Annotated in this window: 25 protein-coding genes and 2 tRNA genes; 21 read left to right on the forward strand and 6 right to left on the reverse strand. The window is 55.5% G+C overall.

Features of this window, described 5'->3' with window-relative positions:
• Positions 1-89: 89 nt before the first annotated feature.
• The 4 genes from folP to AC0TOY_RS06185 all read left to right on the forward strand — a co-directional run bounded on the left by folP (position 90) and on the right by AC0TOY_RS06185 (position 2,920).
• A complete protein-coding gene (gene folP, locus AC0TOY_RS06170; RefSeq protein ID WP_024906364.1) occupies positions 90-938 on the forward strand; it encodes a dihydropteroate synthase in 849 nt (282 codons plus the stop codon).
• Positions 931-2,268 (forward strand): phosphoglucosamine mutase, encoded by a 1,338-nt coding sequence (gene glmM / locus AC0TOY_RS06175; protein WP_024906365.1) that lies wholly within the window; start codon positions 931-933, stop codon positions 2,266-2,268. The genes folP and glmM overlap by 8 nt, the downstream gene beginning before the upstream one ends.
• A gap of 223 nt (positions 2,269-2,491) precedes the next feature.
• Positions 2,492-2,824, forward strand: a complete 333-nt coding sequence (gene secG, locus AC0TOY_RS06180) for a preprotein translocase subunit SecG (protein ID WP_023333590.1) — start codon at positions 2,492-2,494, stop codon at positions 2,822-2,824.
• A gap of 9 nt (positions 2,825-2,833) precedes the next feature.
• Positions 2,834-2,920, forward strand: a tRNA-Leu gene (locus tag AC0TOY_RS06185).
• 153 nt (positions 2,921-3,073) lie between these two features.
• On the opposite strand, the gene argG is transcribed toward AC0TOY_RS06185, so the two are convergent.
• Positions 3,074-4,420, reverse strand: coding sequence for an argininosuccinate synthase (argG, locus tag AC0TOY_RS06190; protein ID WP_024906366.1), 1,347 nt, complete (start codon positions 4,418-4,420; stop codon positions 3,074-3,076).
• Between the two features lie 287 nt (positions 4,421-4,707).
• Between argG and AC0TOY_RS06195 the strand changes: the two genes are divergently transcribed.
• From AC0TOY_RS06195 to mtr, 12 genes are all read left to right on the forward strand, one after another.
• Positions 4,708-4,784: transfer RNA gene (locus tag AC0TOY_RS06195), tRNA-Met, on the forward strand.
• A 207-nt stretch (positions 4,785-4,991) separates the two neighbouring features.
• The gene (gene rimP, locus AC0TOY_RS06200; RefSeq protein WP_014833432.1) at positions 4,992-5,444 is read left to right on the forward strand and encodes a ribosome maturation factor RimP; all 453 of its coding nucleotides are present in this window, start codon (positions 4,992-4,994) and stop codon (positions 5,442-5,444) included.
• A 28-nt stretch (positions 5,445-5,472) separates the two neighbouring features.
• Positions 5,473-6,975 (forward strand): transcription termination factor NusA, encoded by a 1,503-nt coding sequence (nusA, locus tag AC0TOY_RS06205; protein WP_003861798.1) that lies wholly within the window; start codon positions 5,473-5,475, stop codon positions 6,973-6,975.
• A 24-nt stretch (positions 6,976-6,999) separates the two neighbouring features.
• Complete coding sequence (gene infB / locus AC0TOY_RS06210) at positions 7,000-9,687, forward strand: translation initiation factor IF-2 (RefSeq protein ID WP_048992084.1); 2,688 nt, start codon at positions 7,000-7,002, stop codon at positions 9,685-9,687.
• A gap of 89 nt (positions 9,688-9,776) precedes the next feature.
• Positions 9,777-10,181, forward strand: coding sequence for a 30S ribosome-binding factor RbfA (gene rbfA / locus AC0TOY_RS06215; protein ID WP_003024988.1), 405 nt, complete (start codon positions 9,777-9,779; stop codon positions 10,179-10,181).
• Positions 10,181-11,131, forward strand: a complete 951-nt coding sequence (gene truB / locus AC0TOY_RS06220) for a tRNA pseudouridine(55) synthase TruB (protein ID WP_148770242.1) — start codon at positions 10,181-10,183, stop codon at positions 11,129-11,131. The genes rbfA and truB overlap by 1 nt, the downstream gene beginning before the upstream one ends.
• A 154-nt stretch (positions 11,132-11,285) precedes the next feature.
• A complete protein-coding gene (gene rpsO / locus AC0TOY_RS06225; RefSeq protein ID WP_003861789.1) occupies positions 11,286-11,555 on the forward strand; it encodes a 30S ribosomal protein S15 in 270 nt (89 codons plus the stop codon).
• 242 nt (positions 11,556-11,797) lie between these two features.
• Positions 11,798-13,936, forward strand: a complete 2,139-nt coding sequence (gene pnp, locus AC0TOY_RS06230; RefSeq protein WP_473721609.1) for a polyribonucleotide nucleotidyltransferase — start codon at positions 11,798-11,800, stop codon at positions 13,934-13,936.
• A gap of 108 nt (positions 13,937-14,044) precedes the next feature.
• Entirely contained in the window at positions 14,045-14,929 is an 885-nt protein-coding gene (gene nlpI, locus AC0TOY_RS06235; RefSeq protein ID WP_023309331.1) for a lipoprotein NlpI, read from the forward strand.
• 107 nt (positions 14,930-15,036) lie between these two features.
• A complete protein-coding gene (yrbN, locus tag AC0TOY_RS06240; RefSeq protein WP_100122156.1) occupies positions 15,037-15,117 on the forward strand; it encodes a protein YrbN in 81 nt (26 codons plus the stop codon).
• On the forward strand, positions 15,110-17,005 hold the full coding sequence (locus AC0TOY_RS06245) for a DEAD/DEAH family ATP-dependent RNA helicase (RefSeq protein WP_473721610.1): 1,896 nt from the start codon (positions 15,110-15,112) through the stop codon (positions 17,003-17,005). Before yrbN ends, AC0TOY_RS06245 begins: the two co-directional genes overlap by 8 nt.
• A gap of 142 nt (positions 17,006-17,147) precedes the next feature.
• Complete coding sequence (gene mtr / locus AC0TOY_RS06250) at positions 17,148-18,392, forward strand: tryptophan permease (RefSeq protein ID WP_473721611.1); 1,245 nt, start codon at positions 17,148-17,150, stop codon at positions 18,390-18,392.
• An 84-nt stretch (positions 18,393-18,476) separates the two neighbouring features.
• Here the strand turns inward: mtr and AC0TOY_RS06255 are convergent, their stop codons facing one another.
• From AC0TOY_RS06255 to ubiU, 3 genes are all read right to left on the reverse strand, one after another.
• Entirely contained in the window at positions 18,477-19,484 is a 1,008-nt protein-coding gene (locus tag AC0TOY_RS06255; RefSeq protein WP_032650369.1) for a luciferase-like monooxygenase, read from the reverse strand.
• Between the two features lie 78 nt (positions 19,485-19,562).
• Complete coding sequence (locus tag AC0TOY_RS06260; RefSeq protein WP_090418859.1) at positions 19,563-20,441, reverse strand: U32 family peptidase; 879 nt, start codon at positions 20,439-20,441, stop codon at positions 19,563-19,565.
• 7 nt (positions 20,442-20,448) lie between these two features.
• Positions 20,449-21,444, reverse strand: a complete 996-nt coding sequence (gene ubiU / locus AC0TOY_RS06265; protein ID WP_048992077.1) for a ubiquinone anaerobic biosynthesis protein UbiU — start codon at positions 21,442-21,444, stop codon at positions 20,449-20,451.
• Between the two features lie 211 nt (positions 21,445-21,655).
• Between ubiU and ubiT the strand changes: the two genes are divergently transcribed.
• Complete coding sequence (gene ubiT, locus AC0TOY_RS06270; RefSeq protein WP_024906374.1) at positions 21,656-22,180, forward strand: ubiquinone anaerobic biosynthesis accessory factor UbiT; 525 nt, start codon at positions 21,656-21,658, stop codon at positions 22,178-22,180.
• On the forward strand, positions 22,174-22,677 hold the full coding sequence (locus tag AC0TOY_RS06275) for a GNAT family N-acetyltransferase (RefSeq protein ID WP_023309324.1): 504 nt from the start codon (positions 22,174-22,176) through the stop codon (positions 22,675-22,677). Before ubiT ends, AC0TOY_RS06275 begins: the two co-directional genes overlap by 7 nt.
• Here the strand turns inward: AC0TOY_RS06275 and AC0TOY_RS06280 are convergent.
• Positions 22,664-22,993: a GIY-YIG nuclease family protein gene (locus AC0TOY_RS06280; RefSeq protein WP_008501484.1), complete on the reverse strand. Its 330-nt coding sequence runs from the start codon at positions 22,991-22,993 to the stop codon at positions 22,664-22,666. The genes AC0TOY_RS06275 and AC0TOY_RS06280 overlap by 14 nt on opposite strands.
• A gap of 14 nt (positions 22,994-23,007) precedes the next feature.
• On the opposite strand from AC0TOY_RS06280, the gene AC0TOY_RS06285 reads away from it, so the two are divergent.
• Positions 23,008-23,442, forward strand: a complete 435-nt coding sequence (locus AC0TOY_RS06285; protein WP_473721612.1) for a YhbP family protein — start codon at positions 23,008-23,010, stop codon at positions 23,440-23,442.
• Here AC0TOY_RS06285 and AC0TOY_RS06290 read toward each other — a convergent pair.
• Positions 23,422-23,940: a type 1 glutamine amidotransferase domain-containing protein gene (locus AC0TOY_RS06290; RefSeq protein ID WP_023333577.1), complete on the reverse strand. Its 519-nt coding sequence runs from the start codon at positions 23,938-23,940 to the stop codon at positions 23,422-23,424. The two genes, AC0TOY_RS06285 and AC0TOY_RS06290, sit on opposite strands and share 21 nt — an antisense overlap.
• Positions 23,941-24,068: 128 nt before the next feature.
• On the opposite strand from AC0TOY_RS06290, the gene AC0TOY_RS06295 reads away from it, so the two are divergent.
• Both AC0TOY_RS06295 and AC0TOY_RS06300 read left to right on the forward strand, forming a co-directional pair.
• On the forward strand, positions 24,069-24,713 hold the full coding sequence (locus AC0TOY_RS06295) for an NAD(P)H-binding protein (protein ID WP_407820741.1): 645 nt from the start codon (positions 24,069-24,071) through the stop codon (positions 24,711-24,713).
• A 40-nt stretch (positions 24,714-24,753) separates the two neighbouring features.
• The gene (locus AC0TOY_RS06300; protein ID WP_407820742.1) at positions 24,754-25,791 is read left to right on the forward strand and encodes a permease; all 1,038 of its coding nucleotides are present in this window, start codon (positions 24,754-24,756) and stop codon (positions 25,789-25,791) included.
• Positions 25,792-25,813: the final 22 nt, after the last annotated feature.

Consider the following 25,813-nt stretch of genomic DNA (forward strand, 5'->3'; position numbering starts at 1 on the left):
GTTGACGCGTTTGTCTGTACCTCAAACCCTGGAGCTTGCTCCGGGGTTTTTCATTTCTGTTTAACCATATAGATATCAGGGATTTCGCCATGAAATTATTCGCTCAGGACTCGCATCTCGATCTCTCACATCCCCATGTGATGGGGATCCTGAATGTTACCCCTGACTCCTTCTCTGACGGCGGCACGCATAACACGCTTATCGAGGCGGTTAAGCACGCGAATTTAATGATTAATGCGGGTGCCACCATCATTGACGTTGGCGGCGAATCGACGCGTCCTGGTGCGGCTGACGTGTCTGTGGAAGAAGAGCTGGCGCGCGTCGTGCCGGTCGTTGAAGCCATCGCGCAGCGGTTTGAAGTGTGGATCTCCGTTGATACCTCCAAACCCGAAGTGATTCGTGAAGTGGCGAGAGTGGGCGCTCACATTATTAATGATATTCGCTCACTCACCGAGCCTGGCGCACTTGAAGCCGCGGCAGAGACGGGGTTACCGGTATGCCTGATGCACATGCAGGGCCAACCGAAAACCATGCAGGAAGCACCGAAGTATGACGATGTCTTTGCCGACGTGAATCGCTTCTTTATTGAGCATATTGCACGCTGTGAACGTGCAGGTATCCCAAAAGAGAAATTGCTGCTCGACCCGGGGTTCGGTTTCGGTAAAAATCTCTCCCACAACTATGCGTTGCTTGCGCGCCTGTCGGAATTCCATCATTTTGGCCTGCCGTTACTGGTGGGGATGTCGAGAAAGTCGATGATTGGGCAGTTGCTGAACGTGGGGCCGAGCGAACGCCTGAGCGGCAGCCTGGCCTGCGCAGTGATTGCGGCGATGCAGGGTGCGCACATTATTCGTGTCCATGACGTCAAAGAAACAGTAGAAGCCATGCGTGTGGTGGAAGCCACACTGGCAGCGAAGGAAAACAAACGCTATGAGTAATCGTAAATATTTTGGTACCGACGGTATCCGTGGGCGTGTAGGCGATGCTCCCATCACCCCTGATTTTGTCCTGAAGCTCGGCTGGGCTGCTGGCAAGGTACTGGCGCGTCATGGCTCACGTAAAATTATCATCGGTAAAGACACCCGTATTTCGGGCTATATGCTGGAGTCCGCGCTTGAAGCGGGTCTGGCAGCTGCCGGACTGTCCGCCTCCTTTACGGGCCCAATGCCAACGCCTGCAGTCGCGTATCTGACGCGCACCTTCCGTGCGGAAGCGGGGATTGTCATCTCGGCTTCTCACAACCCGTTCTACGACAACGGCATTAAATTCTTCTCCATTGACGGCACCAAGCTGCCGGATGACGTGGAAGAGGCGATTGAAGCCGAAATGGAAAAAGAGATCACCTGTGTTGATTCCGCAGAGCTGGGTAAAGCGAACCGTATCGTCGATGCGGCGGGGCGTTACATCGAATTCTGTAAAGGTACCTTCCCGAATGAGCTGAGCCTGGCTCATCTGAAAATTGTGGTGGACTGTGCGAACGGTGCGACCTACCACATCGCCCCAAATGTTTTCCGCGAACTGGGTGCGAAAGTGATCGCCATCGGCTGCGAGCCGGATGGTCTGAACATTAACGAGCAGGTGGGGGCAACTGACGTTCGTGCCCTGCAGGCGCGTGTTCTGGCGGAGAAAGCCGATCTCGGTATTGCGCTGGACGGCGACGGTGACCGCGTGATCATGGTCGACCACGAAGGTAACAAGGTCGACGGCGATCAGATCCTCTACATCATTGCACGTGAAGGTCTGCGTCAGGGCCAACTGCGCGGCGGTGCGGTAGGTACGCTGATGAGTAACATGGGCCTGGAACTGGCGCTGAAACAGCTCGGTATTCCGTTCGTGCGCGCGAAAGTGGGTGACCGCTACGTGCTGGAAAAACTGCAGGAGAAGGGCTGGCGCATCGGTGCAGAAAACTCGGGTCACGTCATCCTGCTCGACAAAACTACCACCGGTGACGGTATCGTGGCCGCGCTGCAGGTGGTTGCCGCGATGGCGCGCAACCATATGAGCCTGCACGATCTGTGCAGCGGGATGAAAATGTTCCCACAGATCCTGGTGAACGTGCGCTTTACTGCTGGCAAAGGCGATCCGCTGGAAAATGAGAACGTCAAAGCGGTGATGGCTGATGTTGAAGCGGCTCTGGGCAGCCGTGGACGCGTGCTGCTGCGTAAGTCCGGTACCGAACCGCTGATCCGCGTGATGGTGGAAGGTGAAGACGAAGCGCAGGTCACCGAATTTGCGCACCGTATTGCGGATGCCGTAAAAGCTGCATAATCTTGCACGCTAAATGTTTAAAAAGGCGGCGTTTGCCGCCTTTGTTTTAAGCAATTCATGGCTTTTTGCTGTTTTTTTCCGCAGTTGATACAATGCGTCGAAAATGCCCTTGCGAAGGTGATTCGCTTTGGTTAGTATTCACACCCGCTTCAGTGGGAAACAGAAATCCTGCTAATTGGTCGAAGCATTGGTATGCGGCAAATCCGCAAGGAACAGGTTGATTATGTACGAAGCTCTTTTAGTTATTTTCCTTATTGTAGCCATCGCTCTCGTAGCGCTGATTATGCTGCAGCAAGGTAAAGGCGCTGATATGGGAGCCTCCTTCGGAGCAGGCGCTTCCGGTACGCTGTTCGGTTCAAGTGGTTCTGCGAACTTCATGACCCGCACAACGGCGATTCTGGCTACGCTGTTCTTCATCATCAGTCTGGTGCTTGGCAATATCAACAGCAATAAGACCAGCAAAGGAAGCGAGTGGGAAAACCTGAGCGCGCCAGCGAAAACTGAGCAGACTCAGCCAGCTGCACCGGCTAAGCCAACCAGCGATATCCCGCACTAAGTATTCTGTACCGAGGTGGTGGAATTGGTAGACACGCTACCTTGAGGTGGTAGTGCCCTAACGGGCTTGTGGGTTCGAGTCCCATCCTCGGTACCAATATTCCAGAAGAAAGACGTCGAAAGACGTCTTTTTTTTCGTCTGTATATTGTGGTAGCGGGCAAAATGGCGGGTGGCGCTGCGCTTACCCGCTCTACAAATACTAAATAAAAAAGGCGCCTGTTGGGCGCCTTTTGCATGTCGTGCTGTCGATTACTTCTTATCGCTGTGTTCCAGATTTTCAACCTGCGGCAGGCCGTTACCGGAGCTGGCGGAGAGCAGGCCATTTTCAACATAGTTGAACAGCTTCTCACGTGTATCGGTGATGTCCAGGTTACGCATGGTCAGCTGACCAATACGATCGTCTGGTGAGAACACAGATTCACCTTTCTCCATAGTCAGACGTTCTGCTTTATAGGTCAGGTTGTCAGACACGGTGTTCAGGATGGAGTAGTCGTTACCGCGACGCAGTTCCAGGGTCACTTCACCGGTGATCGCGCTTGCCACCCAACGCTGCAGCGCATCACGCAGCATCAGCGCCTGTGGATCGAACCAGCGGCCCTGATACAGCAGTTTGCCCAGCTGACGGCCATGAGAGTGATACTGCTCAATGGTGTCTTCGTTGTGAATGCCGGTCAGCAGACGCTCGTAAGCGATGTGCAGCAGCGCCATTCCCGGGGCTTCATAAATGCCACGGCTTTTCGCTTCGATGATACGGTTTTCAATCTGATCGCTCATGCCCAGACCGTGACGACCGCCAATACGGTTAGCTTCCAGCATCAGCTCAACATCGTCAGAGAAGGTTTTACCGTTCAGCGCAACCGGATGGCCGCGCTCGAAACGTACGGTCACCTCTTCCGCCTGGATTTTGACGTTCTCGTCCCAGAACTTCACGCCCATGATCGGGTTAACGATCTTCACGCTGGAGTTCAGGAATTCCAGGTCTTTCGCTTCGTGCGTTGCACCCAGCATGTTGGAGTCGGTGGAATAGGCTTTCTCGACTGACATCTTATAGTCGAAACCGCAGGCGATCATAAACTCGGACATCTCATGACGACCACCCAGCTCGTCGATGAAGTCGGTGTCCAGCCACGGTTTGTAAATCTGCAGTTCGGCGTTGGTCAGCAGGCCATAGCGATAGAAGCGTTCGATATCGTTACCTTTATAGGTGCTACCGTCACCCCAGATGTTGACGCCGTCTTCTTTCATCGCCGCAACCAGCATGGTGCCGGTGACCGCACGGCCCAGCGGCGTGGTGTTGAAATAGGTCAGACCGCCGGTGGTGTTATGGAATGCACCACACTGAATCGCCGCGATACCTTCCGCGACCAGTTGCTTACGGCAGTCAATCAGGCGCGCGTTCTCTGCACCATACTCTTTAGCGCGACGAGGAATGGCATCATAGTCGTCCTCATCCGGCTGACCCAGGTTCGCAGTATAGGCATACGGAACCGCTCCCTTCTGGCGCATCCACAGCAGTGCAGCGCTGGTATCCAGGCCACCTGAGAAAGCGATGCCAATACGTTGTCCTACCGGAAGATGCTTGAGAATCGTCGTCATAGAATAAAACCCTGCTTGATTGACTGATTAGAGACCGCTTTCGCTCTCTTGTGCATTTTTATGCAAAATAAGTGAGTATTCATTTAATCATCTTTTGGCGAAGACCGGAAGAGAGTCATGCGTTTTTTGTAAAAATTTTGGTCTGATCGATCTGGCGGAAGTCGCCTTGACAGGTGGGGTCAACTATCAATATACTAAACGCCGATTTTACGTCCCGTCTTCGGTACCAAATCCCAGCATTATTTGCAAATTCTGTCCAAAACGCGTAGAATTTGCCACGTTTCAGGCGCGGGGTGGAGCAGCCTGGTAGCTCGTCGGGCTCATAACCCGAAGGTCGTCGGTTCAAATCCGGCCCCCGCAACCACTTTCCCATAAAGTTCTTTTTCAAATATACTGTGAAGACTTAGAGCCTTCGTAGCTGGATTTGAAAAAATTCTTTCGGAAAGTGCTCCAGGCCACAGTTGTGGCTATAGGGTTCAGTTATCTAAAGCCCCGATTTATCGGGGTTTTTTGTTATCTGACTACAGAATAACTGGGCTTTACGCCCTTTTTTTATGTCTTGGGGGTGGGCTTGTCCACATTAGAGCAAAAATTAACAGAGATGATTACTGCACCGGTCGAAGCACTGGGCTACGAACTGGTCGGCATCGAATTCGTTCGCGGCCGTACATCGACGCTGCGCATCTATATTGATAGTGAAGATGGCATCAATGTTGATGATTGTGCTGATGTCAGCCACCAGGTGAGTGCGGTTCTTGATGTTGAAGACCCGATTACCGTTGCGTACAACCTGGAAGTTTCCTCACCTGGCCTCGATCGCCCGATGTTCACGGCCGAGCACTATGTGCGCTTTACCGGTGAAGAAGTGGCTCTCGTTCTGCGTATGGCCGTACAGAACCGCCGTAAATGGCAGGGAATTATCAAAGCTGTTGATGGTGAAATGATCACGGTGACAGTCGAAGGCAAAGATGAAGTGTTCGCGCTGAGTAATATCCAGAAGGCGAACCTGGTTCCCCACTTTTAACAGTCTGGATTGAGGTGAAAAGCCCGCGATGAACAAAGAAATTTTGGCTGTTGTTGAAGCCGTCTCCAACGAGAAATCACTGCCGCGTGAGAAGATTTTTGAAGCGCTGGAAAGTGCACTGGCTACAGCAACCAAGAAAAAATACGAACAAGAGATCGATGTTCGCGTAGAAATCGATCGTAAAAGCGGTGACTTCGATACATTCCGTCGTTGGGTAATCGTTGAAGAAGTAACCCAGCCGACCAAAGAGATCACCCTGGAAGCCGCCCGTTTTGAAGACGAAAGTCTGAACGTGGGTGACTACGTTGAAGATCAGATTGAATCTGTGACCTTCGACCGTATCACCACCCAGACCGCTAAACAGGTTATCGTGCAGAAAGTGCGCGAAGCCGAGCGCGCGCTGGTTGTCGATCAGTTCCGCGATCAGGAAGGCGAAATCATCACCGGCGTGGTGAAGAAAGTGAACCGCGACAATATCTCCCTGGAGATCAAATCCGAAGGGTTGCCGGGTAACGCTGAAGCCGTGATCCTGCGTGAAGATATGCTGCCGCGTGAAAACTTCCGTCCAGGCGACCGTATTCGCGGTGTTCTGTACGCCGTTCGCCCTGAAGCGCGTGGCGCACAGCTGTTCGTGACCCGTTCTAAACCAGAAATGCTGGTAGAACTGTTCCGTATCGAAGTACCGGAAATCGGTGAAGAAGTTATCGAGATTAAAGCGGCGGCTCGCGATCCGGGCTCCCGTGCGAAAATTGCGGTGAAAACCAACGACAAGCGTATCGACCCGGTCGGTGCTTGCGTCGGTATGCGCGGTGCGCGTGTCCAGGCAGTGTCTACTGAGCTGGGCGGCGAACGTATTGATATCGTTCTGTGGGATGACAACCCGGCGCAGTTCGTGATCAACGCAATGGCTCCAGCTGATGTGGCGTCTATCGTTGTTGACGAAGACAAACACACCATGGATATCGCTGTTGAAGCGGGCAACCTGGCGCAGGCAATCGGCCGTAACGGCCAGAACGTACGCCTGGCGTCACAGCTGAGCGGCTGGGAACTCAACGTGATGACCGTTGATGACCTGCAGGCTAAGCATCAGGCTGAAGCCCATGCGGCGATCGATACCTTCACGAAATACCTGGATATTGACGAAGACTTCGCCACTGTTCTGGTTGAAGAAGGTTTCTCTACGCTGGAAGAACTGGCCTATGTGCCAATGAAAGAGCTGCTGGAAATTGACGGTCTGGATGAACCAACCGTTGAAGCCCTGCGTGAACGCGCTAAAAACGCACTGACCACCCTGGCACTGGCTCAGGAAGAAAGCCTTGGCGATAAGAAGCCGGCTGATGACCTGCTGAATCTGGAAGGTCTTGATCGTGCGATTGCGTTCAAGCTGGCTGCCCGTGGTGTTTGTACGCTGGAAGATCTCGCTGAGCAAGGCGTTGATGACCTGGCTGATATCGAAGGTTTAACCGACGAGAAAGCCGGCGAGCTCATCATGGCCGCACGTAATATTTGCTGGTTCGGCGACGAAGCGTAATAAACTGTAGCAGGAAGGAACAGCATGACTGATGTAACTGTAAAATCGCTGGCTGCTGAGATTCAGACCTCCGTGGACCGCCTGGTACAGCAATTTGCTGATGCAGGGATCCCGAAGTCCGCTGATGACTCGGTGACCGCGCAAGAAAAACAAACCTTGTTAACGCACCTGAACCGTGAACACGGCTCTACGCCTGACAAGTTAACGCTGCAGCGCAAAACGCGTAGCACGTTAAACATCCCTGGTACCGGTGGCAAAAGCAAATCGGTACAAATTGAAGTCCGCAAGACGCGCACCTTTGTAAAACGTGATCCGCAAGAGGCAGAACGCCTTGCCGCGGAAGAGCAGGCACAGCGTGAAGCGGAAGAACAAGCTCAGCGTGAGGCGGAAGCAGCCGCCAAACGTGAAGCAGAATTAAAAGCTGAACGTGAGGCCGCAGAAAAAGCGAAACGCGACGCAAGTGATAAAGTGAAGCGTGACGCTGCGGAAAAAGACAAAGTGAGCAATCAACAGACAGACGAAATGACCAAAACCGCCCAGGCTGAAAAAGCCCGCCGTGAAAATGAAGCTGCCGAGCTGAAGCGTAAAGCGGAAGAAGAAGCCCGCCGTAAGCTGGAAGAAGAAGCTCGCCGCGTCGCCGAAGAAGCGCGCCGTATGGCAGAAGAAAACGAGAAGAATGGTGTGAATACCGTTGAGCCGACTGAAGACACCAGCGACTATCACGTGACCACTTCTCAGCATGCGCGTCAGGCTGAAGATGATAACGACCGTGAAGTGGAAGGCGGTCGTGGCCGTGGCCGTAATGCAAAAGCTGCGCGTCCGGCGAAAAAAGGCAACAAGCACGCTGAATCCAAAGCTGATCGTGAAGAAGCACGCGCTGCTGTTCGCGGTGGTAAAGGCGGCAAGCGTAAAGGTTCCGCTCTGCAGCAGGGCTTCCAGAAGCCTGCTCAGGCCGTTAACCGTGACGTTGTGATCGGCGAAACCATTACCGTTGGCGAACTGGCGAACAAGATGGCGGTTAAAGGCTCTCAGGTCATCAAAGCGATGATGAAGCTGGGCGCCATGGCGACCATCAACCAGGTGATCGATCAGGAAACCGCACAGCTGGTTGCGGAAGAGATGGGCCACAAAGTAATCCTGCGTCGTGAAAACGAGCTGGAAGAAGCAGTAATGAGCGACCGTGATACTGGCGCTGCGGCTGAACCGCGTGCACCGGTTGTGACCATCATGGGTCACGTTGACCACGGTAAAACCTCTCTGCTTGACTACATTCGTTCTACTAAGGTTGCCTCGGGTGAAGCGGGTGGCATTACCCAGCACATCGGTGCATACCACGTAGAAACTGACAACGGTATGATCACCTTCCTGGATACCCCAGGCCACGCCGCGTTTACCTCAATGCGTGCTCGTGGTGCTCAGGCGACGGATATCGTTGTTCTGGTTGTTGCCGCAGACGACGGCGTGATGCCACAGACCATCGAAGCTATCCAGCACGCGAAGGCTGCAGGTGTGCCAGTTGTGGTTGCAGTGAACAAGATCGATAAGCCAGAAGCGGATCCCGATCGTGTTAAAAACGAACTTTCCCAGTACGGTATCCTGCCGGAAGAGTGGGGCGGTGAAAGCCAGTTCGTACACGTGTCTGCGAAAGCGGGTACCGGTATCGACGAACTGCTGGACGCGATCCTGCTGCAGGCCGAAGTTCTGGAGCTGAAGGCCATCCGTAACGGTATGGCGAGCGGCGCGGTGATCGAATCCTTCCTGGATAAAGGTCGTGGCCCGGTTGCTACCGTTCTGGTTCGTGAAGGTACACTGCATAAAGGCGATATCGTTCTGTGCGGTTTCGAATACGGCCGCGTTCGTGCGATGCGTAACGAACTGGGTCAGGAAGTGCTGGAAGCGGGTCCGTCCATTCCAGTGGAAATCCTGGGTCTGTCCGGTGTTCCGGCTGCCGGTGACGAAGTGACCGTTGTGCGTGACGAGAAGAAAGCGCGTGAAGTGGCACTGTACCGTCAGGGCAAATTCCGTGAAGTTAAACTGGCTCGTCAGCAGAAATCTAAACTCGAGAACATGTTTGCCAACATGACCGAGGGCGAAGTTCACGAAGTGAACATCGTGCTGAAAGCCGACGTTCAGGGTTCTGTGGAAGCGATCTCCGACTCCTTGCTGAAACTGTCTACCGACGAAGTGAAAGTGAAGATCATCGGTTCGGGCGTAGGTGGTATCACCGAAACCGACGCTACCCTGGCTGCTGCCTCTAACGCTATCCTGGTTGGCTTCAACGTTCGTGCGGATGCGTCTGCGCGTAAAGTGATTGAATCCGAAAGCCTGGATCTGCGTTACTACTCCGTCATCTATAACCTGATCGACGAAGTGAAGGCCGCGATGAGCGGTATGCTGTCTCCTGAGCTGAAACAGCAGATTATCGGTCTGGCTGAAGTACGTGACGTGTTCAAATCACCGAAATTCGGTGCGATCGCGGGCTGTATGGTGACCGAAGGTAACATCAAGCGTCACAACCCAATCCGCGTACTGCGTGACAACGTGGTTATCTACGAAGGCGAGCTGGAATCCCTGCGCCGCTTCAAAGATGACGTTAACGAAGTCCGTAACGGCATGGAATGTGGTATCGGTGTGAAGAACTACAACGACGTTCGCGTTGGCGATATGATCGAAGTGTTCGAGATCATCGAAATTCAGCGTACCATCGCTTAATTACCGATTGTAAGCCGGGATCGCCTCGCGCCACCCGGCAATAATTTCAAAAAGGGGCTTTAGCCCCTTTTTTGTCTGGAGAATTTATTATGGCGAAAGAATTTGGTCGCCCTCAGCGCGTAGCGCAGGAAATGCAGAAAGAGATAGCACTCATTCTGCAACGTGAAATTAAAGACCCGCGTGTCGGCATGATGACCACCGTTTCCGGTGTCGAAATGTCCCGTGATTTGGCCTATGCCAAAGTGTTCGTCACCTTCCTGAACGATCAGGACGAAGCGGCAGTGAAAAACGGCATTAAAGCGCTGCAGGAAGCCTCTGGTTTCATCCGCTCCCTGCTTGGCAAAGCGATGCGCCTGCGTATCGTGCCTGAACTGACCTTCTTCTACGACAACTCGCTGGTCGAAGGTATGCGTATGTCCAACCTGGTGACCAGCGTGGTTAAACATGACGACGAGCGTCGTGTTAACCCGGCGGACGACAGCAAGGAGGACTAATGAGTCGTCCTCGTCGTCGTGGTCGCGACGTGCATGGTGTGCTGCTGCTGGATAAACCCCAGGGCGCTTCCAGCAACGACGTGCTGCAAAAAGTTAAGCGTATTTATAACGCCAACCGCGCGGGCCACACCGGCGCGCTCGATCCGCTGGCAACCGGCATGCTGCCGGTCTGCCTGGGAGAGGCGACAAAGTTTTCCCAGTACCTGCTCGACTCCGATAAGCGCTACCGCGTTATCGCTAAACTGGGCCAGCGCACGGATACCTCCGATGCGGATGGCCAGGTGGTAGAAGAGCGTCCGGTGACCTTCAGCGCGGAACAGCTTGATGCAGCGCTGGAGAGTTTCCGTGGGGACACGATGCAGGTGCCGTCGATGTATTCGGCGCTGAAGTATCAGGGAAAAAAACTCTACGAATATGCGCGCCAGGGCATTGATGTCCCGCGTGAAGCCCGTCCGATAACCGTGTATGAGCTGCTGTTTATTCGCCACGAAGGTGATGAGCTGGAGCTGGAAGTGCACTGTTCGAAAGGGACCTATATTCGAACCATCATCGACGACCTCGGTGAAAAGCTGGGCTGCGGCGCACATGTGATTTACCTGCGCCGTCTGGCGGTGAGCAAGTACCCGGTAGAGCGGATGGTGACCCTGGAGCAACTGCGCGAGCTGGTAGAACAGGCGGAAGCGCAGGGGATCGCGCCGGCAGATTTGCTGGATCCATTGCTGATGCCGATGGACAGTCCGGCAGCGGACTTCCCGGTTGTTAATCTTCCTTTAACATCCTCCGTTTACTTTAAGAACGGCAACCCGGTTCGTACGGCGGAAGCGCCGCTGGAAGGACTGGTACGCGTGACCGAAGGCGACGAAGGGAAATTCATCGGTATGGGCGAAATGGATGGTGAAGGGCGCGTTGCGCCGCGTCGTCTGGTCGTCGAGTATCCGATCGAAGCATGACGGTGATGACGGCTCACCTTGCGATAAGCAGGGGAGACGAGTAGAATATCGCCGCTTAACGCCTGGTAAATTGTTTAACAATCTGCGGGGCGTACATGGGGTCGCTGAATTAGAGATCGGCACCCTTACATTCTTTATACTTTGGAGTTTGAAAATGTCTCTAAGCGTTGAAGCTAAAGCTAAAATCGTTTCTGAGTTTGGTCGTGGTACTAACGACAGCGGTTCTACCGAAGTTCAGGTTGCACTGCTGACTGCACAGATTAACCACCTGCAGGGTCACTTTGCAGAGCACAAAAAAGATCACCACAGCCGTCGTGGTCTGCTGCGTATGGTTTCTCAGCGTCGTAAACTGCTCGACTACCTGAAACGTAAAGATGTTGCACGCTACACCGCGCTGATCGAGCGTCTGGGTCTGCGTCGCTAAGTCTTGCGAGTTTCAGAAAAGGGGGCCTGATGGCCCCTTTTTTCAACCAGACGGCAGCAATTCACTGGAAACTATTGTATTGTTGCTATAAATGATCTTCATTGCAGAGGTTCGCGCGGCTAATGAGAGGCTTCACCCATGGGGGTGTTGGTTGTCATTAGTCGCGAGGATGCGAAGAAGGTCGGGTTAAATCGACAGCACACCGGTGGTGTGCTGTCAAACATTTAAGAAAGGACAGAACTTTGCTGAATCCGATCGTTCGTAAATTCCAGTATGGTCAACATACCGTCACGCTGGAAACCGGCATGATGGCTCGTCAGGCTACTGCTGCCGTTATGGTAAGCATGGATGACACTGCGGTATTCGTTACCGTTGTTGGCCAGAAAAAAGCTAAACTAGGTCAGGACTTCTTCCCGCTGACCGTTAACTACCAGGAGCGTACCTACGCTGCCGGTAAAATCCCGGGTGGTTTCTTCCGTCGTGAAGGCCGTCCAAGCGAAGGCGAAACCCTGATCGCGCGTCTGATTGACCGCCCGGTTCGTCCGCTGTTCCCGGAAGGCTTCGTTAACGAAGTACAGGTTATCGCGACCGTTGTTTCCGTTAACCCGCAGGTTAACCCGGACATCGTAGCGATGATCGGTGCGTCCGCTGCCCTGTCACTGTCTGGTATTCCATTCAATGGTCCAATCGGTGCCGCGCGCGTTGGCTACATCAACGACCAGTACGTGCTGAACCCAACCCAGGAAGAGCTGAAAGAAAGTAAGCTGGACCTGGTGGTTGCGGGTACTGAAGCGGCTGTACTGATGGTTGAATCCGAAGCTGAACTGCTGAGCGAAGACCAGATGCTGGGCGCTGTGGTATTTGGCCACGACCAGCAGCAGATCGTTATCCAGAACATCAACGACCTGGTGAAAGAAGCCGGTAAACCACGTTGGGACTGGCAGCCAGAAGCGGCAAACGACGCGCTGAACGCACGCGTTGCTGCACTGGCAGAATCTCGTCTGAGCGATGCATACCGCATCACTGACAAACAGGAGCGTTACGCTCAGGTTGACGTGATCAAGTCTGAAACTATCGCGACCCTGGTTGCGGAAGATGAAACGCTGGACGCTAATGAACTGAGCGACATCCTGCACGCTATCGAGAAAAACGTTGTTCGTAGCCGCGTACTGGCAGGCGAGCCGCGTATCGATGGCCGCGAAAAAGACATGATCCGTGGTCTGGATGTGCGTACTGGCGTTCTGCCACGTACTCACGGTTCCGCGCTGTTCACCCGTGGCGAAACGCAGGCGCTGGTTACCGCGACCCTGGGTACTGCACGTGATGCGCAGATCATCGACGAACTGATGGGCGAGCGCACTGACAGCTTCCTGTTCCACTACAACTTCCCTCCGTACTCCGTAGGCGAAACCGGTATGGTTGGCTCGCCGAAGCGTCGTGAAATTGGTCACGGTCGTCTGGCGAAGCGCGGCGTACTGGCAGTCATGCCAGAAGCAGACAAATTCCCGTACACCGTACGTGTAGTTTCTGAAATCACCGAATCCAACGGTTCCTCTTCCATGGCTTCCGTGTGTGGTGCCTCTCTGGCGCTGATGGATGCAGGCGTGCCAATCAAAGCCGCCGTTGCGGGTATCGCAATGGGCCTGGTGAAAGAAGGCGACAACTTCGTTGTTCTGTCTGACATTCTGGGTGACGAAGACCACCTGGGCGATATGGACTTCAAAGTAGCGGGTTCCCGCGAAGGTATCTCTGCACTGCAGATGGATATCAAAATTGAAGGTATCACCAAAGAGATCATGCAGGTTGCTCTGAACCAGGCTAAAGGTGCGCGTCTGCACATCCTGGGCGTGATGGAACAGGCGATTAACGCGCCGCGTGGCGACATTTCTCAGTTCGCTCCACGTATCCACACCATCAAGATCAATCCAGACAAGATCAAAGATGTTATCGGTAAGGGCGGTTCCGTAATCCGTGCGCTGACCGAAGAGACTGGCACCACCATCGAAATCGAAGATGACGGTACTGTGAAGATCGCAGCAACCGACGGCGAGAAAGCGAAATTCGCGATCCGTCGCATCGAAGAAATTACTGCAGAAATCGAAGTGGGCCGTGTCTATGCAGGTAAAGTGACCCGTATCGTTGACTTTGGCGCGTTCGTTGCCATCGGTGGCGGTAAAGAAGGTCTGGTTCACATCTCTCAGATCGCTGACAAGCGCGTTGAGAAAGTGACTGATTACCTGCAGATGGGTCAGGAAGTACCGGTGAAAGTTCTGGAAGTTGATCGCCAGGGCCGTATCCGTCTGAGCATTAAAGAAGCAACCGAGCAGTCTCAGCCAGCTGCTGCGCCAGAAGCACAGGCAGCAGAACAGCAAGGCGAGTAAGTTGCCATTTGCCCTCCGCTTTGCGGAGGGCCTATTATCAGGCAGGACGCCTTGTTAAGCCGCCGGGGGACAGGACGTTCATCCAATAGTTGTCTTCGGGAGTGGGAAATGAAGCCTTTTTTGCGCTGGTGTTTCGTTGCGACAGCTTTAACGCTGGCAGGATGCAGCAACTCTGCCTGGCGTAAGAGCGAAGTCCTCGCAGTGCCATTGCAACCGACTTTGCAGCAGGAAGTGATCCTGGCACGCATGGAACAAATACTTGCCAGTCGGGCTTTAACCGATGAAGAACGCGCACAGCTTTTATATGAGCGCGGAGTGTTGTATGATAGTCTCGGTCTGAGGGCATTAGCGCGGAATGATTTTTCACAAGCGCTGGCTATCCGACCTGATATGCCTGAAGTATTCAATTACTTAGGCATTTATTTAACGCAGGCAGGCAATTTTGATGCTGCCTATGAAGCGTTTGATTCTGTACTTGAGCTTGATCCAACTTACAACTACGCGCACTTGAATCGCGGTATCGCATTGTATTACGGCGGTCGTGACAAGTTAGCGCAAGATGATCTGCTGGCGTTTTATCAAGACGATCCTAATGATCCTTTCCGTAGCCTGTGGCTTTACATCGTTGAGCGGAAGCTCGATGAGAAGCAGGCAAAAGAAGCACTGAAACAGCGCTTCGATAAATCGGACAAGGAACAGTGGGGATGGAACATTGTCGAGTTCTACCTGGGCAACATTAGCGAAGCAACGCTGATGGAACGCCTCAAGGCGGACGCAACGGATAACACCTCGCTCGCTGAGCATCTCAGTGAAACCAACTTCTATTTAGGTAAGTACTACCTAAGTCTGGGGGATATGGACAGCGCTACGGCACTGTTCAAATTAGCGGTTGCTAACAACGTACACAACTTCGTTGAGCACCGTTATGCATTGTTGGAATTATCGCTCTTGGGCCAGGAGCATGACGACCTGGCAGAATCGGACCAGCAATAGCTGACGACATAAACATCAGCCCGTAATCTTTTGATTGCCATCACCTTAACTGGTGAGGGCGTTGTTGTTCGTCAATACACCTACTTTGAGCCGGTTCACACTTTTCAATGAAAATTGCTAATCATTTTCACGATGAGCTAAGTAGACTGGCCGCCATTGACATTGAGGCACTCGTACTACATGGCTGAATTCGAAACCACTTTTGCAGATCTGGGCCTGAAGGCTCCTATCCTTGAAGCCCTTAACGATCTGGGTTACGAAAAACCATCTCCGATCCAGGCTGAGTGTATCCCACACCTGCTTTCTGGTCGTGACGTGCTGGGCATGGCCCAGACTGGTAGCGGTAAAACTGCAGCATTCTCGCTGCCGCTGCTGAACAACATTGATCCGGACCTGCGTGCACCGCAGATCCTCGTTCTGGCTCCAACCCGTGAACTGGCTGTTCAGGTTGCAGAAGCCATGACGGAATTCTCTAAACATATGCGCGGCGTAAACGTGGTTGCCCTGTACGGCGGCCAGCGTTATGACGTGCAGTTACGCGCCCTGCGCCAGGGCCCACAGATTGTTGTCGGTACGCCGGGCCGTCTGCTGGATCACCTGAAGCGCGGTACCCTGGACCTCTCTAAACTGAGCGGTCTGGTACTGGATGAAGCAGATGAAATGCTGCGTATGGGCTTCATCGAAGACGTTGAAACCATTATGGCGCAGATCCCGGACGGTCATCAGACCGCGCTGTTCTCTGCAACCATGCCGGAAGCTATCCGTCGCATTACCCGCCGCTTCATGAAAGAGCCGCAGGAAGTGCGTATTCAGTCCAGCGTAACCACTCGCCCGGACATCAGCCAGAGCTACTGGTCTGTGTACGGCATGCGTAAAAACGAAGCGCTGGTACGTTTCCTGGAAGCGGAAGATTTTGATGCGGCGATTATCTTCGTTCGTACCAAAAACGCGACCCTGGAAGTGGCTGAAGCCCTGGAGCGTAGCGGCTACAACAGCGCAGCGCTGAACGGCGATATGAACCAGGCCCTGCGTGAGCAGACTCTGGAGCGTCTGAAAGACGGTCGTCTGGATATCCTGATTGCAACCGACGTGGCAGCACGTGGTCTGGACGTTGAGCGTATCAGCCTGGTTGTTAACTACGACATCCCGATGGATTCCGAGTCTTACGTTCACCGTATCGGCCGTACCGGTCGTGCGGGTCGTGCTGGCCGTGCGCTGCTGTTCGTTGAGAACCGCGAGCGTCGTCTGCTGCGTAACATCGAACGTACCATGAAGCTGACCATTCCAGAAGCGGACCTGCCAAGCGCAGAGCTGCTGGGCAAACGCCGTCTGGAAAAATTCGCCGCCAAAGTACAGCAGCAGCTGGAAAGCAGCGATCTGGATCAGTACCGCGCGCTGCTGTCGCAGATTCAGCCTGTTGCTGAAGGCGAAGAGCTGGACATGGAAACCCTGGCTGCAGCACTGCTGAAAATGGCTCAGGGCGAACGTAGCCTGATCGTGCCACCAGATGCACCGATGCGTCCTAAGCGTGAATTCCGTGACCGTGACGATCGCTTCGAACGTCGTGGCGACCGTAACGATCGTGGCCCACGTGGTGACCGTCCAGAGCGTGGTGGTGAAGACCGTCCACGTCGTGAACGTCGCGACGCAGGTGACATGGAGCTGTACCGCATTGAAGTGGGTCGTGATGATGGCGTTGAAGTTCGTCACATCGTTGGCGCGATCGCTAACGAAGGCGACATCAGCAGCCGTTACATCGGTAACATCAAGCTGTTCGCATCCCACTCTACCATCGAGCTGCCAAAAGGCATGCCGGGCGAAGTGCTGCAGCACTTTACGCGTACCCGCATCCTGAACAAGCCGATGAACATGCAGCTGCTGGGTGATGCACAGCCACGTCCTGACCGCGGTGGTGAACGTCGTGGCGGTGGTCGCAGCTTCGGCGGCGAGCGTCGTGAAGGCGGTCGCAGTGAAGGTCGCGGTGGTGAAGGTCGTCGTTTCTCCGGCGAGCGCCGCGAAAGCCGTGGCCCGCGTCGTGAAGAAGGCACCAGCCGTCGTCGTTTCGGTGACGCGTAAGCCTTACGCTTCTGACGTAAAGTAAAATATACAGCCCCGATACATGCTATCGGGGCTTTTTTTATTCCCTTTGTACTCTTGTACTGGTACAGTGCGTCACATTAAAATGCAGAACCGCATGATTGACTGGAGAAAAGGCTGTATGGCGACACTAACCACCACCCAAACGTCACCTTCGCTGCTTGGCGGCGTGGTGATCATCGGCGGAACCATTATAGGTGCCGGGATGTTCTCCCTGCCCGTGGTCATGTCCGGTGCGTGGTTCTTCTGGTCGCTGGCTGCGCTGGTCTTTACCTGGTTCTGTATGCTCCATTCCGGGCTGATGATCCTCGAAGCAAACCTGAACTACCGCATTGGCTCCAGCTTCGACACCATCACCAAAGATCTGCTGGGCAAAGGCTGGAACCTGGTTAACGGGCTGTCCATCGCCTTTGTGCTCTATATCCTGACCTACGCATATATCTCGGCGAGCGGTTCGATTCTGCATCACACCTTCTCTGAGATGTCGCTGAACGTTCCGGCGCGTCTGGCCGGGCTGTGCTTTGCGCTGGGCGTGGCGTTTATCGTCTGGATGAGTACCAAAGCGGTGAGTCGGATGACGGCGATCGTACTGGGTGCGAAGGTCATCACCTTCTTCCTGACCTTCGGCAGCCTGCTGGGGCACGTGACGCCCGCCACGCTGTTTAACGTTGCCGAAGTGGATACCTCCTACACGCCGTACCTGCTGATGACGCTGCCGTTCTGTCTGGCATCGTTCGGCTACCACGGTAACGTGCCGAGCCTGATGAAGTACTACGGCAAAGATCCGCGCACGATTGTGAAGTGTCTGGTCTACGGCACGCTGCTGGCGCTGGGGCTGTATGTGATCTGGCTGCTCGGGACGATGGGCAACATCCCGCGCCCGGAGTTTATCGGCATTGCCCAGAAGGGCGGTAACATCGACGTGCTGGTGCAGGCCCTGAGCGGCGTGCTGAACAGCCGCAGCCTGGATCTGCTGCTGGTTATCTTCTCTAACTTCGCGGTGGCGAGCTCTTTCCTCGGCGTAACCCTGGGCCTGTTTGACTACCTGGCGGATCTGTTTGGCTTTGATGATTCTGCGATGGGGCGTTTCAAAACCGCGCTGCTGACCTTCCTGCCGCCGATTGTGGGTGGCCTGCTGTGGCCGAACGGCTTCCTGTACGCCATCGGCTATGCCGGACTGGCGGCAACAATCTGGGCGGCGATTGTGCCAGCGCTGCTGGCACGTAAATCACGTAAACGCTTCGGCAGCCCGAAATTCCGCGTCTGGGGCGGCAAGCCGATGATTGCGCTGATTCTGGTGTTCGGTGCTGGCAATGCGCTGGTCCACGTGCTGTCGAGTTTTAACCTGCTGCCTGTGTATCAATAAACAGAAAGCCCGGTGGCGCTGCGCTTACCGGGCCTACAGGGATCGCGTAGGCCGGATAAGGCGAAGCCGCCATCCGGCAAAAAACTATCCCACCAGCTCCTCTTTCACCTGCATCGCCAGCTCAAACGAATGCAATCGCGCCTGGTGATCGAAAATCTGGCCGTTAACCATAATTTCATCCGCCTGCGTTTCGCGCAGCACCGCCTCCAGCCCGTGACGCACTTTCGCCTTATCGCCTACCAGCGACATGCTCAGCGCCTGCTGAACGCCATACTGCTCTGACGCTGACCACAGCTGATGCATATTCTCCACCGGCGGCGGAAGCTGGCCCGTCTCACCGCGGCGCAGCTTCACAAACGCCTGCTGCATAGAGGTGAACAGGAATTCCGCGTCGCGATTGCTGTCGGCGGCAATGATGTTGATGCACACCATCGCGTACGGCTTCTCCAGACGCTCGGACGGTTTGAAGTGCGTGCGGTAAAGATGCAGCGCCTGATGCAGCATATCCGGCGCGAAGTGCGAGGCAAACGCAAACGGCAGCCCCAGCTGTGCGGCCAGCTGTGCGCTGTAGAGGCTTGATCCCAACAGCCATACCGGGATCTTCTCACCGTAGCCCGGTACCGGGCGCACGTGCGGGTTCGGATCGCGCGCGTCGAACCAGTCCACCAGCTCTGCCACGTCGCGCGGGAAGTTATCGATATCGCCGCTCATATGGCGGCGCAGGGCGCGCATGGTCGGCTGGTCGCTGCCGGGCGCACGGCCAAGCCCCAAATCGATACGGCCCGGATAGAGGGTATTCAGGGTGCCGAACTGCTCGGCGATCACCAGCGGGGCATGGTTCGGCAGCATCACGCCGCCGGAGCCCAGGTGCAGAGTGGTGGTATTTGCCGCCAGATAACCAATCAGTACCGAGGTGGCGGCGCTGGCAATGCCCACCATGTTGTGGTGCTCGGCCAGCCAGTAGCGGTGATAGCCACGCTTTTCGGCCAACTGAGCGAGATCGAGGGAGTGCGAAAAGGCTTCTCTTGCCGAGGAGCCTTGTGGGATCGGCGCCAGATCCAGCACCGAAAACGGAATTGTTTTGTCAGTCATAACAGCTCACTTTGTCGACGGTCAATCTTTAATACTGCATTAAAAAATGATAACCGTTGTTAACAAAGTGAGCCTTTTTTAGGCCTGCAGTTCCAGCCCGGCCAGACGCTTCCAGTAGCCGTTACAGTCGCTGTTTGCCGTCAGCGGCAGCGGAGCGGCGCCGTTTTCGTTGGCACGGAAGGCATCCAGCATCGCAAACACGCCGGTATCCAGCGGCGACAAGCGCACCATATCCACCAGCCCGTCCATCGACGCCAGCTCGTTGCCGAGGTTATAGACATAGCCGCTCATGGTCTGAATGCCGTTGAGGACAAACACCTGCTGATTCTCCTGCGACAGCATGCTGCGCCCGTTCGGGTACTTAATGCAGCAGGTTTCGCACTCGTCTTTCGGACGGTCTTCCGAGCGCGCGGTAAAGCAGCGGGCAGAATAGGCCAGCGGCAGATGCCCATAGCTCAGCACTTCCACTTCAAACTGATTGCGAATGCCCAGCTCGTCGCACTGATTCAGCAGGTTTGCCAGCCAGTCGCGAGAGAGCTCCACCGGCATGCACCAGCGCGTCATCCCCTGTTTGAGCAGCAGGCGCAGGGTCACGGCGTTATAGCAGTTCAGAGCATGGCCCGCGACAAACGGTAGCTTGCGTTCGGCGCACATATTCACCACGCCGAGATCGCTCGCTTCCAGCAGGAACTCGCCGTTTTCGACATAGCGCTTCAGCTCGCCCAGTTCGGAAGACGCCTGCACCAGCGCAAGCGTGGAGAGCACGACCTGCTTGCCGCTGCCGGCCAGGCTTTTCGCCATATCCAGCCAGTCGCCCACTTTAGTGGCGCGGCGCTTGCTGCACACCGCTTCGCCGAGGTAAATCACATCGGCGCTGCTGGTGGCGGCCTGTTGGTAAAAATCTTCCAGCGTCTCTTTTGGCCAGTAGTAGAGCACCGGTCCTAATGAATATTTCATGGTTATCTCACTGCCATTTACGGTGATATGCGCCAAGCGTGGTTTGCGCGCCTTCGGACATCGATCCGAGCGTCTCCATCCAGGCCTGCTGCGGAGCATAGTTCTGCGGGTCCGCCATGCAGCGGTCGATGGCCTGACGCCACACTTTCGCCACCTGGCTCACATAGGCCGGGCTGCGCTGACGACCTTCGATTTTCACCGAGGCAATATTGGCCGCCAGCAGTTCCGGCAGCAGCTCCAGCGTGTTGAGGCTGGTCGGCTCCTCCAGCGCGTGGTAGCGCTCGCCGTCGACCAGATAGCGGCCTTTACACAGGGTGGGATAACCGGCGTTTTCACCGTCCTGATAGCGGTCAATCAGCACCTCATTCAGGCGGGATTCCAGCCCCTGAGGGGTCTGCTGCCAGCGGACAAAGCGGGCAGGGGAGCAGGCTCCGACGGTATTCGGCGATTCACCGGTTAAATAAGAGGAAAGATAGCAACGGCCTTCGGCCATGATGCACAGGCTGCCAAAGGCAAAAACTTCCAGCGGCACTGGCGTGACGCGCGCGAGTTGCTTAACCTGATGAATAGAGAGCACGCGCGGCAGCACCACGCGAGCCACGTCAAAGTGTTGATGGTAAAAACGCACGGCTTCTTCGTTGGTGGCAGATGCCTGAACAGAGACGTGGCGCTCAATATGGGGATAGCGTTCTGCCGCATACTCAAGCATGGCGAGGTCGGCCAGGATCAGCGCATCGGCACCCAGTTGTGCCGCCATATCCACCGCGCGCTGCCAGCGGGCGTAGCCGTCAGGATGAGCAAAGGTATTGATGGCGATATGCAATTTGCGGCGGTGCTGGTGAACGAAGTTAACGGCTTCCTGAAGCTTTTTCTCCGTAAAGTTGAGGCCAGCAAAATGGCGGGCGTTGGTGTCATCTTTTAGCCCGATATAGACCGCATCGGCCCCATTTTCGATGGCCGCCTTAAGCGCCGGAAGATTTCCGGCAGGGCAGAGCAGCTCCATAATTTATCCTGATGTAGTCGATCGCAAAATTGTTAACGAGCTGGGATTTTAATTAACCCATAGGCGACAATTTTTGATTTAAGGCAGCTAATGGCGTATTGATGACACCAATAATGAGGTACGGCGGACGACGGTTTGTTGATTTACGCCGCTATGTTGCGCTTCGGATATGGCAAAATAGCAGGACTATAGATATCAGGGAGTAAAGCTCGTGCTGGATAAACTGCGTTCACGTCTCGTACAATTTGGTCCATCAATGCTGAGCGTGCCGGTAAAGCTGGCGCCGTTCGCGCTTAAACGTCAGGTGCTGGAGCAGGTCCTGAGCTGGCAGTTCCGCCAGGCGCTGCAGGATGGCGAGCTGGAATTCCTGGAAGGGCGCTGGTTGAGCATTGAGGTGCGTGATATCGGGCTGCGCTGGTTTACCTCCGTTGAGAATGACCAGCTGATCGTCCGCGAAACCGCCGAGGCGGATGTGAGCTTTAGCGCCAACGCCAGCGATCTGCTGATGATCGCCGCGCGTAAGCAGGATCCGGATACGCTCTTCTTCCAGCGCCGTCTGGTGATTGAAGGCGACACGGAGCTCGGTCTGTACGTGAAGAATTTAATGGATGCCATTGAGCTGGAGCAGATGCCGAAAGCGCTGCGCGTGATGTTAATGCAAATGGCAGATTTCGTTGAGGCCGGGCTGAAAACCCCGCCGGACGGTAAACACACTTCAGTAGGTGAGCCATGCTGATTCGAGTCGAAATTGGGATTGATGCGCCGGGGATCGATGCGTTGTTACGCCGCGCCTTTGCGAGCGATGCCGAAGCCCAACTGGTCCACGACCTTCGCGAAGACGGCCTGATTACGCTGGGGCTGGTTGCCACCGATGACGAAGGTCAGGTGGTGGGCTATGTTGCCTTCAGTCCGGTCATCGTTCAGGGCGAAGAGCTGCAGTGGGTAGGCATGGCACCGCTGGCGGTAGATGAAAGCTATCGCGGGCAGGGGCTGGCACGCCAGCTGGTCTATGAAGGCCTGGATTCGCTCAATGAGTTCGGTTATGCGGCCGTTGTCACGCTGGGCGATCCGGCGTTCTATGGCCGTTTAGGCTTTGAGCAGGCCGCGCATTACGATCTGCGTTGCCGCTGGCCGGGTACGGAATCCGCTTTCCAGGTGCACCGTCTGGCGGACGACGCGCTGAACGGCGTCAATGGCCTGGTCGAGTACCACGACCATTTCAATCGCTTTTAATCAGGCTCTCGCGTAGCGCCTCAAAGGAGCCGTCTCCGGTCACGAGGCGCTCTTTCTGGCGCTTCGTCAGCTGTTTGATGCGGTATTCCAGCCTGAGCGCCAGCGATCGGTCACCGACGGGCGCCGAAAAGGCGAGCTGTAATTCCCCTTTCCCCCGCAGCGCCTTTGCCCCTTTTCCCGTTTGATGTTGTAAAAAACGCCGCGCCACATCGGTGGTGATCCCGGTGTAGAGTGCGTTATCAGCGGTTCGGACAAGATAGAGAAACCAGCACACGGTAAACAGATTCAGTATGTTAAGGTGAACGCACCATAGCATGAGAGAGAACGAAAATGGAAACACTGGCCGCCATTAACCGCTGGCTGGCGAAGCAGCATGTTGTCACCTGGTGCGTCTATGACGAGGGGGAGATGTGGTGCGCTAACGCGTTTTACTACTACGATCCGGAGCGCGTCGCGTTTTATGTCATGAGCGAAGACAAAACGCGTCATGCGCAGATGACCGGCCTGCAGGCGAAGGTCGCAGGCACGGTGAATGGCCAGCCGAAAACGGTCGCGCTGATCCGCGGCGTGCAGTTCAAAGCGGAGATCCGTCGTCTGGATGGCGAAGAGAGCGACGCGCGCCGTAAGCTCTACACGCGCCGCTTTCCCGTTGCCGCTGCGCTAAAAGCCCCGGTGTGGGAAATCCGCCTCGATGAGCTGAAATTTACCGACAACACCCTGGGCTTTGGCAAGAAGCTGCACTGGTTACGCGCCGAGCAGGCGTAGCGCTTCGCGGTTAAACGCCGGGAGATCGTCCGGAGTACGGCTGGTGATCAGCTGATCTTTGTCGTTGACCACTTCCTGATCGTAAAACTCGGCGCCCGCATTTTTCAGATCGATAACGATCGGTTTCACCGCCGTGAGCTTACGCCCGCGTACAACCTCCGCGCTGATAAGGAGCTGCGGACCGTGACAGATGGCAAAGACCGGTTTGCCGGTAGAGACAAAGTCCCGGGTGAAGGTCACGAAGCGTTCGTCCCCGCGCAGGGAATCCGGGGAATGGCCACCGGGTAACAGCAGGGCGTCGAAATCTGAGGGGCTAACGTTATCGATAGTCTCATCAATGGTTACGGTCGCCTCGCCCTTATGGCCTGTCACCGTTTTGCCCGCCTCTTTCTCAATGGTGATGACCTCATGTCCTGCCTTGCGGAACGCCTCTGCAGGCGAGGTGAATTCTGAATCTTCAAACTCGTCGGTAATCAAGACTGCGATTTTCTTGCCCATGCTTCCTCCGTTGTTTTGGCTTCAGACTGATTTTTCTCCGCTTGTGGTAAATACTTACCTGTAACAGACTTCTAAGTGTGGTCGACGACGCTGAGTTCGCAAACGGACAATTCTGTAAAGGGGATACGATGAGTCAGGTATTGATTACCGGGGCTACCGGGTTAGTGGGCGATCATCTGCTGCGGCTGCTGATTCAGGATCGCCGCGTGAACTATATCGCCGCCCCGACGCGTCGACCGCTGGCAGATTTATCTGGCGTCTTTAATCCGCACGATCCTCAGCTGACGGACGCGCTGGTGCAGGTCCAGGACCCGATTGATATCGCCTTTTGCTGTCTGGGCACCACGCGACGGGAGGCGGGCAGCAAAGAGGCATTTATCCACGCCGACTATACGCTGGTGGTGGACACCGCGCTTACGGCGAAAAAACTGGGGGCCAGACATTTTCTGGTGGTCAGCGCGCTGGGCGCCAGTGCCGGATCGCCTTTCTTCTACAACAAGGTGAAGGGCAAGATGGAGGATGCGCTGATTGCGCAGAAATGGGAGCAGCTGACGATTGTGCGCCCTTCGATGCTGATCGGCCACCGGGACGAACGCCGCTTTAACGAGTCGATACTGGCCCCGCTGTTTCGCATCCTTCCCGGCAACTGGAAGGCCATCGAGGCGCGGGACGTCGCGCGGGCGATGTTAAAAGAGGGACTGGCCCCGTCGAAAGCGGGCGTAAACATTATCCCTTCGGCAAAACTGCGTGAAATCGCGCAGGGCGAGGCGTAAACTCCCCCGGCTAATAACCTAATACTCTCCGGGGAATGCTATGACTGGTCAGTCTTCATCTCAGGCGGCAACACCTGTTCAATGGTGGAAGCCCGCACTCTTCTTTCTCGTGGTCATTATTGGCCTCTGGTACGTGAAATGGCAGCCGTACTACGGCAAAGCCTTCACCGCCGCCGAAACGCACAGCATCGGTAAATCTATTCTCGCGCAGGCTGAGTCCAGCCCGCTGCAGGCGGCGTGGGACTATGCCATGGTCTACTTCCTTGCCGTCTGGAAAGCCGCCGTTTTAGGCGTCATTCTGGGGTCGCTGATTCAGGTGCTGATCCCGCGTAACTGGCTGGTGAAAACCCTGGGCCAGCCGCGCTTTCAGGGCACGCTGCTGGGAACGATCTTCTCCCTGCCGGGCATGATGTGCTCCTGCTGTGCCGCGCCCGTGGCGGCAGGGATGCGCCGCCAGCGCGTGTCGATGGGCGGCGCGCTGGCGTTCTGGATGGGCAACCCGCTGCTCAATCCGGCGACGCTGGTGTTTATGGGCTTTGTCCTGGGCTGGCATTTCGCGTTCATCCGTCTGGTCGCCGGACTGCTGACCGTGCTGGTGGTGGCGACACTGGTGCAAAAACTGGTGAAGGATACTGCTGCAGAACCCGCTGCCGTTGAGCTGGACGTCAGCGAGCCGCAGGGGGGCTTCTTTGCGCGCTGGGGCAGGGCGCTATGGCAACTTTTCTGGAGCACCATCCCGGTCTACATCCTGGCGGTACTGGTTCTGGGGGCGGCGCGCGTCTGGCTCTTCCCGCATGCGGATGGCGCTATCGACAACACGCTGATGTGGGTCATTGCGATGGCCGTTGCAGGCTGCCTGTTTGTGATCCCAACGGCGGCGGAGATCCCGGTTGTTCAGACCATGATGCTGGCCGGCATGGGCACCGCGCCGGCGCTGGCGCTGCTGATTACGCTGCCGGCGATCAGCCTGCCGTCGCTGATTATGCTGCGTAAGTCGTTCCCGGCGAAAGCGCTCTGGCTGACCGCGGGGCTGGTGGCGTTGAGCGGGGTGATGGTGGGAAGTATTGCGCTTCTGTGAAAAACGCCCGGTGGCGCTACGC

This window comes from Enterobacter sp. PL_is379, from assembly GCF_055817355.1.